Annotated in this window: 17 protein-coding genes; 6 read left to right on the top strand and 11 right to left on the bottom strand. The window is 61.1% G+C overall.

The window, feature by feature from the left end; translation table 11 throughout:
- Nucleotides 1-45 precede the first annotated feature (45 nt).
- A complete protein-coding gene (locus J5289_RS03300; protein ID WP_209187301.1) occupies nt 46-276 on the top strand; it encodes a hypothetical protein in 231 nt (76 codons plus the stop codon).
- 30 nt (nt 277-306) lie between these two features.
- Here J5289_RS03300 and J5289_RS03295 read toward each other — a convergent pair whose 3' ends face one another.
- Nucleotides 307-2,148 (bottom strand): hypothetical protein, encoded by a 1,842-nt coding sequence (locus J5289_RS03295; RefSeq protein WP_209187300.1) that lies wholly within the window; start codon nt 2,146-2,148, stop codon nt 307-309.
- A gap of 263 nt (nt 2,149-2,411) precedes the next feature.
- Between J5289_RS03295 and J5289_RS03290 the strand changes: the two genes are divergently transcribed.
- On the top strand, nt 2,412-2,786 hold the full coding sequence (locus J5289_RS03290) for a GtrA family protein (RefSeq protein ID WP_142823649.1): 375 nt from the start codon (nt 2,412-2,414) through the stop codon (nt 2,784-2,786).
- A 12-nt stretch (nt 2,787-2,798) separates the two neighbouring features.
- On the opposite strand, the gene J5289_RS03285 is transcribed toward J5289_RS03290, so the two are convergent.
- Nucleotides 2,799-3,785 carry a Gfo/Idh/MocA family protein gene (locus J5289_RS03285; protein WP_209182503.1) on the bottom strand — a complete coding sequence of 329 codons (987 nt, stop codon included), beginning with the start codon at nt 3,783-3,785 and terminating at the stop codon, nt 2,799-2,801.
- A 174-nt stretch (nt 3,786-3,959) separates the two neighbouring features.
- Between J5289_RS03285 and J5289_RS03280 the strand changes: the two genes are divergently transcribed.
- Both J5289_RS03280 and J5289_RS03275 read left to right on the top strand, forming a co-directional pair.
- Nucleotides 3,960-4,910: an aldo/keto reductase gene (locus J5289_RS03280; protein ID WP_209182502.1), complete on the top strand. Its 951-nt coding sequence runs from the start codon at nt 3,960-3,962 to the stop codon at nt 4,908-4,910.
- Nucleotides 4,911-4,923: 13 nt separating this feature from the next.
- Nucleotides 4,924-5,367: a GNAT family N-acetyltransferase gene (locus J5289_RS03275; RefSeq protein WP_209182501.1), complete on the top strand. Its 444-nt coding sequence runs from the start codon at nt 4,924-4,926 to the stop codon at nt 5,365-5,367.
- Here the strand turns inward: J5289_RS03275 and J5289_RS03270 are convergent.
- Together J5289_RS03270 and J5289_RS03265 are read right to left on the bottom strand one after the other, a co-directional pair.
- Nucleotides 5,357-5,968, bottom strand: coding sequence for a hypothetical protein (locus J5289_RS03270; RefSeq protein WP_209182500.1), 612 nt, complete (start codon nt 5,966-5,968; stop codon nt 5,357-5,359). The genes J5289_RS03275 and J5289_RS03270 overlap by 11 nt on opposite strands.
- 62 nt (nt 5,969-6,030) lie before the next feature.
- Nucleotides 6,031-6,921, bottom strand: coding sequence for a LysR family transcriptional regulator (locus J5289_RS03265; protein ID WP_209182499.1), 891 nt, complete (start codon nt 6,919-6,921; stop codon nt 6,031-6,033).
- A gap of 121 nt (nt 6,922-7,042) precedes the next feature.
- On the opposite strand from J5289_RS03265, the gene J5289_RS03260 reads away from it, so the two are divergent.
- Nucleotides 7,043-8,038, top strand: a complete 996-nt coding sequence (locus tag J5289_RS03260; RefSeq protein WP_209182498.1) for an aldo/keto reductase — start codon at nt 7,043-7,045, stop codon at nt 8,036-8,038.
- Between the two features lie 51 nt (nt 8,039-8,089).
- A complete protein-coding gene (locus J5289_RS03255; protein ID WP_209187299.1) occupies nt 8,090-8,320 on the top strand; it encodes a DUF3072 domain-containing protein in 231 nt (76 codons plus the stop codon).
- 137 nt (nt 8,321-8,457) lie between these two features.
- Here the strand turns inward: J5289_RS03255 and J5289_RS03250 are convergent, their stop codons facing one another.
- The 7 genes from J5289_RS03250 to J5289_RS03220 form a co-directional block, all read right to left on the bottom strand.
- Nucleotides 8,458-9,762 (bottom strand): DUF3422 family protein, encoded by a 1,305-nt coding sequence (locus J5289_RS03250; RefSeq protein WP_209182831.1) that lies wholly within the window; start codon nt 9,760-9,762, stop codon nt 8,458-8,460.
- Nucleotides 9,763-9,937: 175 nt separating this feature from the next.
- Complete coding sequence (gene pheT, locus J5289_RS03245) at nt 9,938-12,361, bottom strand: phenylalanine--tRNA ligase subunit beta (protein ID WP_209182496.1); 2,424 nt, start codon at nt 12,359-12,361, stop codon at nt 9,938-9,940.
- Nucleotides 12,361-12,912, bottom strand: a complete 552-nt coding sequence (locus J5289_RS03240; RefSeq protein WP_209182495.1) for a hypothetical protein — start codon at nt 12,910-12,912, stop codon at nt 12,361-12,363. The genes pheT and J5289_RS03240 overlap by 1 nt, the downstream gene beginning before the upstream one ends.
- 108 nt (nt 12,913-13,020) lie before the next feature.
- A complete protein-coding gene (locus tag J5289_RS03235) occupies nt 13,021-13,299 on the bottom strand; it encodes a DUF2442 domain-containing protein (protein WP_209182494.1) in 279 nt (92 codons plus the stop codon).
- The gene (locus J5289_RS03230) at nt 13,283-13,516 is read right to left on the bottom strand and encodes a DUF4160 domain-containing protein (RefSeq protein WP_209182493.1); all 234 of its coding nucleotides are present in this window, start codon (nt 13,514-13,516) and stop codon (nt 13,283-13,285) included. Before J5289_RS03230 ends, J5289_RS03235 begins: the two co-directional genes overlap by 17 nt.
- A 4-nt stretch (nt 13,517-13,520) precedes the next feature.
- Nucleotides 13,521-14,603 (bottom strand): phenylalanine--tRNA ligase subunit alpha, encoded by a 1,083-nt coding sequence (pheS, locus tag J5289_RS03225; protein ID WP_142823638.1) that lies wholly within the window; start codon nt 14,601-14,603, stop codon nt 13,521-13,523.
- Entirely contained in the window at nt 14,600-15,466 is an 867-nt protein-coding gene (locus tag J5289_RS03220) for a serine/threonine protein phosphatase (protein ID WP_209182492.1), read from the bottom strand. Before J5289_RS03220 ends, pheS begins: the two co-directional genes overlap by 4 nt.
- Nucleotides 15,467-15,472 lie beyond the last annotated feature (6 nt).

The raw sequence follows: 15,472 nt of genomic DNA, 5'->3' as shown, positions 1-15,472 counted from the left end.
GAGATCCGGGTATATCCGGGACTATCTTCTACAGGAGTTTCCCAGATGGTCTTCGTGGTTGCCTTGGCAATCGGCGTTGCCGTGTCCCTGACGCGGTCCGTTGCAAGCATAGTGCTTTCGGCCGCCCTCATCGGCTTCGCCTTCGCTGCCGCGGCATTGCTGTCTCCGGCGGGAGCTTCCGTTGTTTCACTGTTGCTGGCGATTGCAGGCTTCAATTCAGCCTTTGCAGGGCAGGTTGCCCTGCTTCTTCTGCTGCAGAAGCCCCGCGTCGCCTAGGCCGGGAAGACGCCATCGGAAAACCGGACTTCAGGGCTGCCTGACGCGAAAGAACTTTATGTCCGGACCCTGTTTTACCGAGATTGGCTCCAGATAGGCGGGCACGTTACCCTTTGCGAGTTGCGCATAGAGGCCGTCCGGGCTCCGCTGCGACAGCTTTTCGACTTGCGGATCAATTGCGCAATAGGCAAGCAGCGTCACACCGGCCTGCTGCAACAGGGCCTGCGCATCCTTCGGCGTGGCAAGGCCGATCTTCATTTCCGCCAGCATCCCATCGGCGTCCCGATGGTAGGGACCCGACAGGGTACGATGCCGCGTAAAGCGCAGGATCGGTGAGCCCAGGTTGGAGGCCGCGACGACCACGCCCGGATCGAGCGCTGCGAGCGGAGCGAGGGCGTCCTTCGAGGAGCACTTGCTCTGGTCGGCTTCGACATCGGCAATGGCCGGCGTCTTCGAGAAGATGTTGCCGACATTGCTATCGGCAAGGCCACCGCCGACCGCCCAGACCGCAGGTACGGAGATCAACACTCCGACTACGTAAAAGAATGCTGCGCGAATGTCCTCGGAATCGGCATTGGAGACGCGCCTGAGGTCGAGGACGAAAAGCGTCAGCGGCGGAATGGCGAGCAGATTGGCAAAGACTGCGCCGCGCACCTGCACCAGCGCAATGATCCAGTTGACCGCGAGCAGCGCCAGCAAAACAGCGTGCAGTTGCGGCCTCTCATGGCGGACAATTCGCAGGACGCAGACCGCGATTGCGAGCAGTCCAACGGCATAGAACGCGCCAAGCGCTGTCGGTTCCGTGACGCTGAGCGACACGATGGACTGTGCCTCGCTGACGCTGTTGAGCCAGAGTTCAACCAGCATCGGATCGAGGCCACCCAGCGGGTTGCCCAGGCACTGCGGGGCAAGCAGCACTGCGGCGACCGCGACGGCAACACCGTTCGCAACCAAAACTGCAAACCGTGCCCGGCGTGGCAGGTGGCTGGCAAAGAGCGCTGAGAGCAGCAGACCCACCCCGCCGACAGCAGTAATGCCGTAAAAGCCGAGCGAAAGATTGTCGCAGGTGACCATGGAATAGAAATGCGGTGGCACCGTTGCAAAGAACGCAGCGCTGATGGCGACGGTCAGGGTCAGCGCAAAGGCTGCGGCGGCCGGTGCGAAAACCTTTCCCTCCCAGGCCCAGAGCGTTGCGACCACGATGCAGGCGACGGCAACGAAAGGCGTCGTTTCGGCGCCTATGCCGATGGCGAGGGCTGAGGCCAGGGCAGCAATGGCGAAGCTCGAGGCTCGAAACCGCTCGTCGACCAGCATGGCGACGATCAGTGCGACAAGGCCAAGTTGGACGTTGTCGTGATCGATCGACCCCGGCAGGTAGCGAACGGAGGTGATGATCAAAAATGCGGTCTGGACGAGCGTGACGTGCAGGCCTGGCAGTCCGCCCAGCCGACGCCCGAGAAGCGCCATGCTGCCCATGAACGGCAACACAAGGAACAACGGCCAGACAGTGACGGCGAGCACCTCTGCCCGCTCCGGGGATACAAACAGACGGAATAAAACGATCAGGCTCGCAATCGGCAAGTCTATGAAGCGGGACCAGTGCATCAGCGTCCCACCGTCGAGGCCTAGCCGGTATTGCATCATGTCGAACCAGCCCTGGCCGCCAAGCAGGTCGCGGACTTCGACGAGGCGCATGGCATCGTCGTTGTCGGCACCGATATAATCGACGGCATTGCGGTTGAGGAACAGCAGGACGAGAATAACCACCAGACTGTAGGCCAGCGTCACGAACCAGGCGCTCGACCAGAGCGACGCGGTTGCTGTTTTTCCGTCGATGCCTTCGATCGGCCGCATATCCGTCACACCAGTCATGTCGTGATCCCGTACCCTTACTTGCTGCAGAGACGAAACTACCGTTCCAGCCTCAAGAAAGCGTAAAGTTGCCGGCCATCATCCGTCAGGAAATATTGACAAATTGGTGGGATGGTCAGGGGAGACACTGGTTGCCGAGACGCTTTGTATCGGCCACCGCACCAACGACGTTATGAATGAGCGACCAAGCCGATGCTCCAGCCGTTGACCACCGATATCACCAACCCTCGCCCGGCACCCGATTTCAGCTGCAGCGGTGCAGCATGAAAAAACTGTTTTGGTTTGCCATCGCCGGCAGTATCGGCTTCGTCGTCGATGGTGGCCTGCTGATGCTGCTCCTGCATTTCACCCCGATTGGGCCTTTTGGCGCCCGTGCCATCAGCATTCCGTCGGCGATGCTGGCGACCTGGTTCTTCAACCACAGCTTTACCTTCGAAAAATCCAGCCAGTCGCTGGCCGTCGAGGGGTTTAGGTACGGCTCGGTAGGAGTTGTTTCGGCGCTGATCAATTACGGCATCTATTCCGGGCTGCTGATCACGATCCCGATACTGCGTCCGACATTTGCCCTGGTAATGGCCTCGGCGGCGGCGACGGCGTTCAGCTTTTTCGGCTATTCCCGCTTCGTCTTCCGCCGCTGAGCTACCGATGGATCAGACTGTTTCCCACCCGTCTCTTTCGCTGGCGCGGTAGATCGCGTCGATCATCGCCTGGTTCTTCTTCGAGCTTTCCAGCGTCACCACCTCTGAAGCCCCACCGGTAGCAGCGTCGGCAAAGGCCTCTGCCTCCAGCTTGTACTGGCGGCTGTCGGGAAAGCGGAAGATCTGCGACTGACCGTGGCTGCGATTGGCAAGCTCGACCTCTTCAGCGCCGTAGCGGTCAGCATTGAACGGCGATTTCACCTCGATGAACCCGTCCGTGCCGTGGAAGACCATGATCTGCCGGCTGGCCATCTGCGTCGAGATGTAGAAGCTCATCTCGAAGTCGCCGAAATCGGCCTTGACGCTGGAGTACATGTCAGTGCCGAACTCGGGATCGCGCTCGGTGACCGCCTGGATGCGCTGTGGCTCCTTGCCCGTGGCAAAGCGGGTGGTGATAGACGGGTAGACGCCGATATCAGGGAGGCCGCCGCCGCCGAGTGCTGGAATGTTGCGCATGTTGCCGGCATCGCGGTTGAAATAGGTGAAAGCGCCCTGCACATGCCGCAGGCGGCCGATAGCGCCCTCGGCAAGCAGTTCCCGCACCTTCTTCCAGACCGGCGTGTAGACGACCATGTAAGCTTCGCTGACCAGCACCTTGTTGCGATCGCGGGCGGCTATCAGGCTGTCGATCTCGGCGGCCTTCAGGGCGATCGGCTTTTCGCAGAGCACGTGCTTGCCGGCATCGGCGGCCTTGATCGACCACTCGACATGCTGCGATGTCGGAAGCGGAATGTAGACGGCGTCAATCTTGTCGGAGGCGAGCATCTCCTCGTAGGAGCCGAAGGCGTGCGGAATGGAGAAGCGGTCCGCCATTTCGCGCGCGCGGGCGAGTTCGCGGCTGGCAACAGCGGTGACCACGCAGTTCTCCGCATCCTGAATGGCCGGCACCACGAGTTCGCGACCGATCTTGGCCGTCGACAGAATTCCAAAACGCAACATCGATATCTCCTCATCCTCTTTTGCCTGATCATAGGCAGCGTTGAGGTAGCGCGCAACGCCGGCGGGGCAATTCACCGACGTCCGGTTTCCTTAACGAGGTCCGGGCCCTACATAGACAGGGCGGCTTAGCGCTGCGCCAATTTTTCAGCGTCCCACTTCATTCAGGAGAGCGGCATGCAGATGCGCCCACTCGGTAAAACAGGACTTTCAATTTCGCCAATCGTCTTCGGCGGCAATGTCTTCGGCTGGACTGCCGATGAGAAGACGTCCTTCGATATTCTCGACGCCTTCTTCGGCGCCGGCTTCAACACCATCGATACGGCCGACGTCTATTCACGCTGGGTGCCCACCAACAAAGGTGGCGATTCTGAAGAGATCATCGGCAAGTGGCTCAAACAGGGGCATGTGGCGCGCGACAAGGCGATCATCATCACCAAGGTGGGCTCAGAAATGGGCCCCGGCAAAAAGGGCCTGAAGGAAAGCTACATCCTGAAGGCGGTGGAAGATTCGCTGAGGCGGCTGCAGACCGACTACATCGATCTCTATCTATCCCATTGGGCCGACCCGGAGACGCCGTACGAGGAAACTCTGGGTGCCTATGCCAAGCTGCGCCAGCAGGGCAAGATCGGCGCGGTCGGCTGCTCCAATCTCGACGCGGCGCAATTGCAGGCCTCGCTGGATGCCGCAGAAAAGGCCGGCGTCCAGCGCTACGACGTGCTGCAGCCGGAATACAATCTCTATGATCGCGGGAGTTTCGAAGGCCCGCTTGCCGACCTCTGCATGCGTGAAGACATTGGCGTCATCACCTATTTCAGCCTGGCGTCGGGCTTCCTCTCCGGCAAATACCGCAGCAAGGCCGACACCGAGGGCAAGGCACGCCAGGACAGGGTGGCGAAGTATCTGGACGACAAGGGACTTCGAATCCTGTCGGCACTCGATACCGTCGCCAAGGAGACAGGGGCAGCTCCCGCCGAGATTTCGCTCGCCTGGCTGCAGCAGAAAAAGGCCGTGACGGCGCCGATTGCTTCAGCGACCAGCCTTGCGCAGCTGGAGGCTTTGGTGAAGTCTGCGCAGCTGACATTGTCGCCTGAGGCGATGGCCCTCCTCGACAAGGCAGGCGCATAACGAGGACGACGAAATGACGGTGACGATCCGAGAAGCCAGACGTGACGACGAGGCCCGCTGGCGCGCACTCTGGGCCGACTACCTCGCTTTCTATGGCGTTGGCATCTCGGACGACATCACCGATCTCACTTGGCGCCGGGTTTTCGACCCGGCGTCGGCGATCTTCATGCGAGTGGCCGTTGTCGATGACGTGGTGATGGGCTTCGCCCTTTGCCTGACCCACGAAGGTACGTGGACCTCAGGTCTCGATTGCTACCTCGAAGACCTGTTCGTCGACGCGGAAGTGCGTGGCAGGGGCTTAGGTCAGGCACTGCTCGACGACCTCGTGGCACTTTCCAAAGCCAGCGGCTGGACGAGGCTCTATTGGCACACGGACGAGACCAACAGCACTGCGCGCAAGCTATACGACCGCTTCGTCCAGAGCGACGGCCACATACGCTATCGCATCACACTCTGAGCCGCGGAAAGCCTTCATACGACCGCGAATGATCGTCCGCCCAGTTGGCCATACCCTCTCGGGTCAGGATGCCGCGCGGCTCGGCATAGCTGCTGATCGATCGCTTCGGGCGCTCATGCCAGGAAATGTTGACGGCCCAGAGCTTCGGGAAAAATTGCAAGGAGGCGTATGGCAGATGGTCGTGGATCCACCATGCCAGCTTTTGCCAGTCGCCCGGTGCCTGATAGCGATCCCACACCCAGGGGACGACGACGCAGGCCGTCGCGCCCATATAGCCATCGGCATCCCTGAGGTCCCAGACATGGCCGGCGGCGTCATTGCGAGCGCAATTCAGATTGTTGTCGTTTCCGAACCGGTTAAGCGCCTGCGAGCGGTAGCCGGAGCGAAGATGTAGCCTTCCGAAGGTCGCCTGCAGGGGCTCCAGCAGGTCGGCGCAAAGCCGACTGCCGGCCGCGATGGCAAGGGCGGGGTCATCAGGGATATTGGGGATGCCGTAAAGGCTGCCTATTTCGGAATACAGGAAGTCGCGAAGGAAGAAGTTTTCGGACAGCCGCACCCGGCCGAGATCTTCCAATCCGCGCATCGATGCCGGTTTCTTCATGCCGCTCTCCTCCCCGCCAGGGTAAGCAGCATTTTCATGCCGGCCACCCGAAATGCTGCATCTCAGCCGCCGACCTTGAAGAAATCGATGAAGGCGCGCAACGCCGGACGCAGCTGCCGGCGGCTCGGGTAATAAAGGAAGGGACCGGGATAGGGCTGGCACCAGTCCTCCAGCACTCTGACCAGCCGCCCGCCGGCCACCTCGTCCTCGACGCGGATATTGAAGAGATAGGCCAGACCGGCACCGTTCAGAGCTGCCAGCAGCGCCAGCCTGTCCTCGCCGACGATGAGCGGCCCGTCGACCGAGACCACGAGAGACTCGCCGTCCTTGTCGAACTCCCAGCGATAGATCGAGCCGTTCGAAAAGCGGCGCTTGATGCAGCGGTGTGCGACGAGGTCGCGGGGATGGACGGGGATCGGATGCTTTGCGAAATAACCGGGCGAGGCGGCGATGACTGTGCGCATCTCAGGCGAGATGCGCACAGCGATCATGTCGGCATCGAGGCTTTCCTCCATCCGGATGCCCGCGTCATAGCCCTGGTCGACGATGTCGATGAAGCCGTCCTCGTTGGCGATTTCCAGCGTGATATCGGGATAGGCATTGAGGAAATCGCCGATGCGGGGTCCAAGCAGGATGTCCGAGGCGAACCGGGGCGCGGTGATGCGCAGGTTGCCGGCGGGCCGGTCGCGCGCGTCGATGGCCGCCTCCAGCGCAATGCCGATCTCGTCGAGCGCCGGCCGCAGACGTTCCAGCAGGCGTTGCCCCTCCTCCGTCGGCGCGACGCTGCGGGTGGTGCGGGCCAGCAGGCGGACGCCGAGGCTCGCCTCCAGGCTCGATATGGCATGGCTGACAGCCGATGGCGCGATCGCCAGCTCCTTGGCCGCAGCCCGGAAGCTGCGGTGCGCGGCGACGGCAGCAAGAACTGCCAATTGCGAAAGCTGAGTCCTGTTCATTGGTCTAAATGATAGAACAGCACATTACCTTTTGCACCCATATTCAAAAGCGCTGGGTTGCCCTATTTTGCAGGTTGCATCGTGTCGCCTGCAGGGCTGACCGTTCCCAAGGAGAGATTTCATGAAGACCCGCAAACTCGGAACCGAACTCACCGTCTCGGCCATCGGCCTCGGCTGCATGGGCATGAGCCACGCCTATGGTGGTCAGGACGAGCAAGATGCCATCCGCACCCTGCATCGCGCCGTCGACATCGGCGTCACCTTTTTCGACACGGCCGAGGTCTATGGCCCCTTTGCCAACGAAATCCTCGTTGGCAAAGGCCTGAAGAGCTTCCGCGACAAGGTGACCATCGCCACCAAATTCGGCTTCAGGATCGATCCGGCGAAGACAGATTCGCAGGCCATGTCCGGACTCGACAGCCGGCCGGAGCATGTGCGCGAGGTGGCGGAGGCTTCGTTGAAGCGCCTCGGCGTCGAAGTGATCGATCTGTTCTACCAGCACCGCCCCGACCCGGAAGTGCCGATCGAGGACACCGCCGGTGCCGTGGCCGATCTCATCAAGGCCGGCAAGGTGCGCGCCTTCGGCCTTTCGGAAGCGAGCGCCGAGCATATTCGCCGCGCCCATGCCGTGCAGCCGGTCGCAGCGCTGCAGAGCGAGTATTCGCTCTGGACCCGCGATCCGGAAGGGGAGATCCTCGATACGTGCCGCGAACTCAACATCGGTTTCGTACCGTTCAGCCCGCTTGGACGCGGCTTCCTGACAGGCAAGATCCAAAACACCTCCGAGTTCGGGGAAGGCGACTTCCGCAAGAACCTGCCGCGCTTCGAAGCCGAGAACATGGCTGCCAACCTGGCGCTCGTGAAGCTCGTGGAGGAGATGGCGGCTGAAAAGGGAGCCACTGCCGCGCAGCTGGCGCTCGCCTGGGTTCTGGCCAAGGGCGATTTCATCGTGCCCATTCCCGGCGCCCGCAAGATCACCCATCTCGAGCAGAACGCGGCTGCCGCCGATCTCGTTCTGACGGCGGACGACGTGACGAGACTGGACGACATGCTCTCGCCCGACAAGATCGCCGGGGCGCGCTATGGCAAACCTGCGGCCTGGAATGCAAAGCGCTGACGGAACCTGGCCTCTACAAGAACGTTAAGAGAACAAACAAGGAGGCTAGCAATGATAGACGAGCACAATCCAAAGACCGATCCGGACCCTTCCTCCAACACGGAGAAGGATCCGGACGACTGGGTGACCGGTGACGAACCGATGACCGGAGCGCAGAAATCCTATTTGAAAACGTTGACGGAGCAGGCGCACGAGCCGGATGCTTTTTCCGAGAACCTTTCCAAGGCGGAGGCGTCCAAGCGTATCGACGAGATCAAGAGCCGGATGCAAAAACAACACTGAAGCAGTTCGCTGCATACAATGGAAAAGCGCGATACAACGAGGCGACGTCAGCGAGAGCAGACGCCGCCTTTTCCATTGCGGATCCGGTCATCGGCATCGAAAATTCAGCTCCTGCAGTAACGCCAGAATGAGTGTCTTCAGTTGATGGAGCGGGGTTTGTTTGATGCACGCACCGGGTCATCGCTATGCCGGCTCCGGATGCGCCGGACCGTAAGCCAGACACCGACAATCACGAACGGCACCGAGGCACCCGTCAGCGTATCGGACGAAATGTCGAGACCGATGGCGTGGATGACCTTGGCGAGATAGCCGACCAGGCCGATGACATAATAGGAAATGGCAGCTACCGACAGTCCCTCCACAGTTTGCTGCAAGCGCAGCTGCAGATGCGCCCGCTTGTCCATCGATGCCAGAATTTCGGTGTTGAACTTCTGCAGGTCGACGTCGATCCAGCTGCGCAGCAGGCCGCTAGCGCGCGCCAGTTTGCTCGAGAGGTTGGCCTGCCGCACTTCAACGGACTGGCATGTTCGCATGGCCGGCGCCAGGCGCCGCTGCAGGAAAGCGCCGAGCGTCTCGTTGCCGGGCAATCCCTTTTCCGCCAGCATGGCGACACGATCAAGGACGATGTCGTAATAGGCGCGGCTGGCGCCGAATCGATAGAGGCTCAGCGCCGCATTTGCCTCCAGTTCGGCAGCAAGGCGGGTGATCTCGGCGAGCATCGCATCGGCTTCGTCACGCGCGTGCTGCTTCATGCCCTGGGTGATGGCGGTGAAGCTGTTCTCGATCTGGCGGATCTCGGGGGAAAGCGTCTGCGCAAGCGGCAAACCCATCATCGCCAGCGTGCGATAGGTCTCGATATCGAGGATACGCTGGGTGAGCATGCCACGGGCGGCATCCGTCATGCCGCGGTCGAGGATCAGGAACTTGGTGAGGCCATCACCATCCTGGCGGAAGTCGGTCACTATCGTCGCCTTGCCGTCCGCCACGGTGCTCTGGCAGAGACTGGTCAGGTCGAAATTCTCGATCACATCAACCGATACTTCTGTGGCAGGCCGGATCTCGATGCGGACACCGGAGATGAACGGACCCGGCGCGACAAAGCGGGATCCAAAGGGATTGATCGGGATATCGCCGCCGAATTTCGCGGGAGCCGGGGTGTCCCAGAAATAGGTCGAGAATTCCGTATGACGCTCCCAGCGCAACGTGCCGCCACCCCAGGTCATCGTATGATGGCTGGAATCGGCAGCCGGAGCCGGAACACCCTGCCCCAGCGACAGGTCCGTGAGAATGGCATGGTCTGCGGTAAAATTTGCTTCCGTCAGGAAGGCAATCTGGAAGACAACGCGCGGAAGTGCGAGCAGCGTATAGGGCCTCGAATGGATCTCACCGATCGCCTTTGCGCGAATCTCGGCACTGGGGAAGGAAAAACTGCGCTTCGACACTTCGCTGCCCTCGAGCGGCCGTGATGGCCAGCACCATTCCTCGCTATGCGCAAATGCGCTCATGGACAAGGGGTCGAGGTTTGGTGCATCGCAAAAATATGATGCAATGCACCAAACGCGCCCTCACCCGCCGTCAGAACGTGCTGGCGGGTGAGGTGCTTGCGGGTTGACTGTATCAGCCGCGCAAGACGCCACCGGTCGTCTTGGTGACGTTGGCGACGATCTTCTGGGTCAGCGCGTCGAAATCCTGATCGGTCAACGTGCGCTCAGCCGGCTGAATCTGCACTTCGATGGCAACGGATTTCTTGCCATCGCCGAGCGAAGCCCCTTCGAACACGTCGAAGACGTTGACCGACGTTACCAGCTTGCGATCTGCGCCGGATGCCGCCCGGATGATCGCTCCAGCTTCCACCGTCTTGTCAACGACAAAGGCGAAGTCACGCTTGACCACCTGCAAGGGCGAAAGCTCAAGTGCCGGCTTGGTCCGCGTCGGCTTGCGCTTCGGCTCGGGCATGACGTCGAGGAACACCTCGAAGCCACAGAGCGCTCCCGAGACATCGAGTGCCTCCAGCGTCTTCGGATGGAACTCGCCGAAATAACCGAGCACGACCTTAGGGCCCATCTTGATCGTACCGGAGCGACCAGGGTGATACCACTCCGGCCCGCCATGCTCGATCTGGATATTGCCCATCGGCAGCCCGCAAGCCTCGATGACTGCCAGGGCATCGGCCTTGGCATCGAACACATCGACCGCCTTGCCACCGCCCTTGGTAGCGTTGGACCAAAGGCGACCGGCGCCAGAAAGCGTCGCCGTGCCGCGACGGATGCCGCCGGCGACCCGCCGCTGGCCTTCCGGCCGGTCGTTCTCGTAGGTGCCGGAGACTTCGAACAGCGCAACGTCGCCGTAGCCCTTGTCGGCATTTCTCTGAGCAGCACTCAGCAGGCCCGGCAACAGCGACGGGCGCATGTCGGACATATCGGCGGCAATAGGATTAGCGAGCCTCAGGGTATCGGAACCGCCACCGAAAAGCTTCGCCTGGTCCGTCGAGATGAACGACCACATGACCGCTTCCAGCATGCCGCGCGAGGCTAGCGCACGCTTGGCGGTGCGGGTGCGGATCTGCAGCGTCGTCAGGATCTTGCCGTTGACGGCGGCATGGCTTTCGAGAGGCGCTGGCTTGATATTATCGACGCCGTGGATACGCATGACCTCCTCGACGAGATCAGCCTTGCCATCGACATCCGGGCGCCAGGAGGGGACGGCAACCGAGACGCGCTCGCCGGAGCCCGAGACATTGAAGCCGAGGCGCTTCAGGATTTCGGTGCTCTCGGTGGTGGAGACCTCGAGGCCGGTCAGCCGCTTGATTTCGGCGAAGGGGAAATCGACGATCTTGGGCTCGTAGGGCGTGTAGCCGACGACATTGGCCTTGGCAGCAGTGCCGCCGCAGATATCCAGCACCAGTTCCGTGGTGCGCTCGAGACCGGGCAGCATGTATTCGGGATCGACGCCGCGCTCGAAACGATAGCGGGCATCGGTGATGATGCCGAGGCTGCGGCCGGACTTGGCGATGTTCATGGCATCCCACAGTGCGGATTCGATCAGCACGTCGGTGGTGTTCTCGTCGCAGCCCGAGTGCTCGCCGCCCATGATGCCACCGATGGACTCGATACCGGTGTCGTCAGCGATGACGACGTTGTTGCCGGAAAGCTTGTATTCTCGGGTATCCAGCGCGAGGACGGATTCTCCGTCGCGGGCACGGCGCACGGTCAGGTCGCCCTTGACCTTGGCAGCGTCGAAAACGTGCATCGGACGGCCTTGGTCGAAGGTCATGTAATTGGTGATGTCGACCAGCGCGCTGATCGGCCTGAGGCCGATCGCCATCAGCCGCTGCTGCATCCAGGCCGGGCTCGGGCCGTTCTTCACGCCACGCACCAGGCGGAGCGCGAAGCCGGGGCAGAGCCTGGGGTCATCGAGATCGAGCGTCACCTTCACCGGCGTTTCGCCCTCAATGGGGAACACAGGCGCCGGGCGGGTCCTCAGCGTACCGAGACCGGAAGCGGCGAGATCGCGTGCAATGCCGTAGATCGAGGTGCAATCCGGCCGGTTCGGCGTCAGGTTGACGTCGATCATGGCATCGTCGAGGCCGGCGTAAGTGGCATAGCTCGAACCGACCGGTGCATCTTCTGCCAAGTCGATGATGCCGTCATGGCTGTCGGAAATCTGCAGCTCCTTCTCGGAGCACATCATACCATGGCTTTCGACGCCGCGGATGTTGCCGACCGTCAGCGTCACATCGATGCCGGGCACATAGGTGCCTGCGGGGGCGAAGGCGCCGATCATCCCGGCCCGAGCATTCGGCGCGCCACAGACGACCTGCACGGGCTTGTCCGCGCCGGTATCGACCATCAGCACCTTCAACCGGTCGGCCTGCGGATGCTTTTCAGCCGACAGCACCTTGGCGATGACGAAGGGCTTGAACGCCGCCTTGTCGTCGACAGCATCGACCTCAAGCCCGATCTCGGTCAGGCGCGTACAGATCTCATCAAGCGTCGCCTCGGTGTCGAGGTGATCTTTCAGCCAGGAGAGCGTGAATTTCATTATTTATGGTCCTCAACAGTACTTGCCGCTTCCGGGCGGGCATTCATTGGCGGCAATTCTTTTGTAGACGTTCGTTCAGGCCTTTTGTCGATGTAAGTATAATACGTGCGCGTTTCGGGGCCCCAGTCGAAATACAAACCAATTTTTTCTTGATCCATAGATAACTCGTCTGAGGCGGCAACAACCAACTCTGTTTCAAAAAGCCTCGTCGCATTGCCGCTGCCGATCAGGTTTGCGAAGATTTCGAGCCGATAGGTTCCCATTTTAAATGAAAAATCGATCTCATCGGGAGCGAGGAGAAAATGGTGGTTTGCCACCACTCCATCCGGCCCGACAAAAAGCCCACTTCCCCTTTTGAGTGGCCTGCCTTCTCCATGCACCCAGACATAAAAGTTGCGAGCCATCTCTCCTCGCGAGAGCCGAGCATAAAGATTTTCAACTAGCTGCCCCTTTTTTGATGTCGAGTACAGCAAGCTTGGCATGTAGATCTTGGGTCTGTTTGTATGCGGCTCGCCATCTGGACCAAGGTAAATCGTCGTAGGTCTCGTCATTTTTAGACGCCCACGACGAAAGAATGTCAGCCAAGCCGTTATTGCGGAGACAAAAAGTGCCATTCCGCTAAAAACTAGAGCTACGATAGCTGGCCAAATCTCCATAATCTACGCTGCCTTCTCCGGCGCCGCAGCACCTGGCGCCTTCCATCCAGCAAGCATGCCCCGAACCGACAAGTCCTCGTCGACATCCGGCCAATGAACCCCCGCCAGCATGAGATGAACATTGTTGCGCTGTGACGGCGTCGCGTTCAGGAGGCGCGGGTACCACCACAATGGTGTCGAAACATGCCGCCCATCGGCAAGGCGGACATGAACGTCATGCAGGTCGCACCATGCTTCGACTGGGCGGTCGGCTTCCGGATATGCATCATGCGAAATAGTCATGCCACGCCTCCAGCATCTGCTGCCTGTGTTCCTCGACGACTTCCAATATACGCGCAAGGTCTCTTTGGCTAAAGCCCCCGGCCTCGGCCAATCTGACCTCGGTCAGCCAGACCTTGGCTTCGCCGCCGTTTCCGTCCACGTGGATATGAGGTGGCTCATGCCTGTCGCCCGAGTAGAAATGGAAACGAAAGCCATATTTCCGGAGGACCGTCGGCATCGCCTTAAACGCTCAAGCCCCCAAACAGCGTCGGCATGTCGAGGGGGCGGAAACCGTAGTGGGAGATCCAGCGGACGTCGGCGTTGAAGAAGTCACGCAGGTCCGGCATGCCGTATTTCAGCATGGCGATGCGGTCGAGGCCCATACCCCAGGCAAAGCCCTGATATTCGTCCGGATCGAGCCCGCCGTGGCGCAGCACGTTCGGGTGCACCATGCCGCAGCCCAAAATCTCCATCCAGTCGGTGCCTTCGCCGAACTTGACGCTCGGGCCGGAGCGGTCGCACTGGATGTCGACTTCGAAGGACGGCTCGGTGAACGGGAAGAACGACGGGCGGAAGCGCATGGTGACGCTGTCGACCTCGAAGAAGGCCTTGCAGAACTCTTCGAGAACCCAGCGCATGTTGCCGACATTCGCCTTTTTGTCGACCACCAGGCCTTCGACCTGATGGAACATCGGCGAATGGGTGGCATCCGAGTCCTGGCGGTAGGTCTTGCCAGGAATGATGATGCGGATCGGCGGCTTCTGGGCTTCCATGGTGCGGATCTGCACCGGCGAGGTGTGAGTGCGCAGCACCTTCCGCTCGCCGTTCTCGTCCGGCTGGAAGAAGAACGTGTCATGCATTTCGCGGGCCGGGTGGCCTTCCGGGAAATTCAGCGCCGTGAAATTGTAATGATCGGTCTCTACGTCGGGACCTTCGGCAATCGAGAAGCCCATATCGCCGAAGATGGCCGTGATCTCGTCGACGATCTGGCTGATCGGATGGATTCGACCGCGCTCGGCCGGCGAGGAGCGCACCGGCAGGCTGACATCGACGGTCTCCGCCTTGAGCTTCTCCGTGATCGCGGCGTCCTTCAGCTCCGCCTTGCGGCTGACGATGGCCTCGGTCACGACGGTTTTCAACGCATTGATGGCGGCACCGCGCGTCTGGCGTTCCTCCGGCGACATTCCGCCCAGCGTCTTCAGCAGTTCCGAGACCGAGCCCTTCTTGCCGAGCGCTGAAAGCCGGACGGCTTCGATCGCCGCCTCGTCGGATGCGGCATGGACGTCGGAAAGCAGCTGCTGTTGCAATGTATCGAGTTCGGTCATGGTGTCCTGCCTTGCGGGCGTTCTTCGTGGGTCGTGCTGGAGCGACTATCGGACGGCACCGTCGCCAGATAGCTCGTGGCGACAATGAAGCGCCGCAGATCACTACCCATGCGGACGCGGCCAATCAACCGGGCAAAGGACAAAAAATGCCCGAGGAAGCCGGTCATGCGTCGCAATTCGGCAATCGCTGCCGCTGGCGCCCGCGCCGACCACGCGTTGTAGGCAGCGTCGAAGGTGTCGGTACCGCGCCGGGCCGTGCTAGCGATCTGCAGGAACAGCAGCCATATGTCGCGCGCCTGGGCAACCGGAAGCGGCATTACGCTTTGCGGCTCCTCCTCGAAATCCATGAAACCGAGCCTGTCGCCGGCAAAGAACATGTCGCGCGGGTAAGGCCTTCCATGGCAGAGACCGGCGGCATGGAGACGCCCGAGTTCCTCGGCGCAGGCAACCAGCAGCCCGTCGCGGACCGCATCGTCATCCGACTTGCGCAGGCGCGCTTGCACCGTCTCGCCGACATGGGTCAGCACGATGGCGCTCCTGGAGGCATAGAGGATCTGGGGAGCGGCGATGCCGCTTGCGGCAAACAACCGGATGCGCCGCTGTTCGCGCTCTGCCATCTCTCGTGGTGTCAGATAGGGTGAGGGCCTGAGGTAATCGACGGGGATCAATCGTGAGACAAAAGCCTGCAGGTGACGCCACCATGTCGGCTTCTCCGTGCCGTAGCGCTTGATCCAGACAGTCCGCTTCGACAGGACGACCCGCTGAACGCGCTTCTTGCCAGAAACCAGCACCGCAAGCAGCGTCTCGATGTCGCTGGCGGTCAGATCCGGTAGAGAACGCAGGTAATCTTGCTGGTCTTCCACTTTGCG

The organism is Rhizobium sp. B230/85, assembly GCF_019355735.1.
Taxonomy (GTDB): Bacteria; Pseudomonadota; Alphaproteobacteria; order Rhizobiales; family Rhizobiaceae; genus Rhizobium; species Rhizobium rhododendri.
This window is presented reverse-complemented; position numbering and strand designations above follow the sequence as displayed.

What these genes read in the sequence shown, in the direction of transcription:
- J5289_RS03290 (WP_142823649.1), top strand. Translation starts at nt 2,412, where the DNA reads ATGAAAAAACTGTTTTGGTTTGCCATCGCCGGCAGTATCGGCTTCGTC.
- J5289_RS03265 (WP_209182499.1), bottom strand. Translation starts at nt 6,921, where the DNA reads ATGAACAGGACTCAGCTTTCGCAATTGGCAGTTCTTGCTGCCGTCGCC.
- J5289_RS03230 (WP_209182493.1), bottom strand. Translation starts at nt 13,516, where the DNA reads ATGCCGACGGTCCTCCGGAAATATGGCTTTCGTTTCCATTTCTACTCG.
- J5289_RS03300 (WP_209187301.1), top strand. Translation starts at nt 46, where the DNA reads ATGGTCTTCGTGGTTGCCTTGGCAATCGGCGTTGCCGTGTCCCTGACG.
- J5289_RS03275 (WP_209182501.1), top strand. Translation starts at nt 4,924, where the DNA reads ATGACGGTGACGATCCGAGAAGCCAGACGTGACGACGAGGCCCGCTGG.
- J5289_RS03255 (WP_209187299.1), top strand. Translation starts at nt 8,090, where the DNA reads ATGATAGACGAGCACAATCCAAAGACCGATCCGGACCCTTCCTCCAAC.
- J5289_RS03295 (WP_209187300.1), bottom strand. Translation starts at nt 2,148, where the DNA reads ATGACTGGTGTGACGGATATGCGGCCGATCGAAGGCATCGACGGAAAA.
- pheS (WP_142823638.1), bottom strand. Translation starts at nt 14,603, where the DNA reads ATGACCGAACTCGATACATTGCAACAGCAGCTGCTTTCCGACGTCCAT.
- J5289_RS03260 (WP_209182498.1), top strand. Translation starts at nt 7,043, where the DNA reads ATGAAGACCCGCAAACTCGGAACCGAACTCACCGTCTCGGCCATCGGC.
- J5289_RS03280 (WP_209182502.1), top strand. Translation starts at nt 3,960, where the DNA reads ATGCAGATGCGCCCACTCGGTAAAACAGGACTTTCAATTTCGCCAATC.
- pheT (WP_209182496.1), bottom strand. Translation starts at nt 12,361, where the DNA reads ATGAAATTCACGCTCTCCTGGCTGAAAGATCACCTCGACACCGAGGCG.
- J5289_RS03270 (WP_209182500.1), bottom strand. Translation starts at nt 5,968, where the DNA reads ATGAAGAAACCGGCATCGATGCGCGGATTGGAAGATCTCGGCCGGGTG.
- J5289_RS03240 (WP_209182495.1), bottom strand. Translation starts at nt 12,912, where the DNA reads ATGACGAGACCTACGACGATTTACCTTGGTCCAGATGGCGAGCCGCAT.
- J5289_RS03235 (WP_209182494.1), bottom strand. Translation starts at nt 13,299, where the DNA reads ATGACTATTTCGCATGATGCATATCCGGAAGCCGACCGCCCAGTCGAA.
- J5289_RS03285 (WP_209182503.1), bottom strand. Translation starts at nt 3,785, where the DNA reads ATGTTGCGTTTTGGAATTCTGTCGACGGCCAAGATCGGTCGCGAACTC.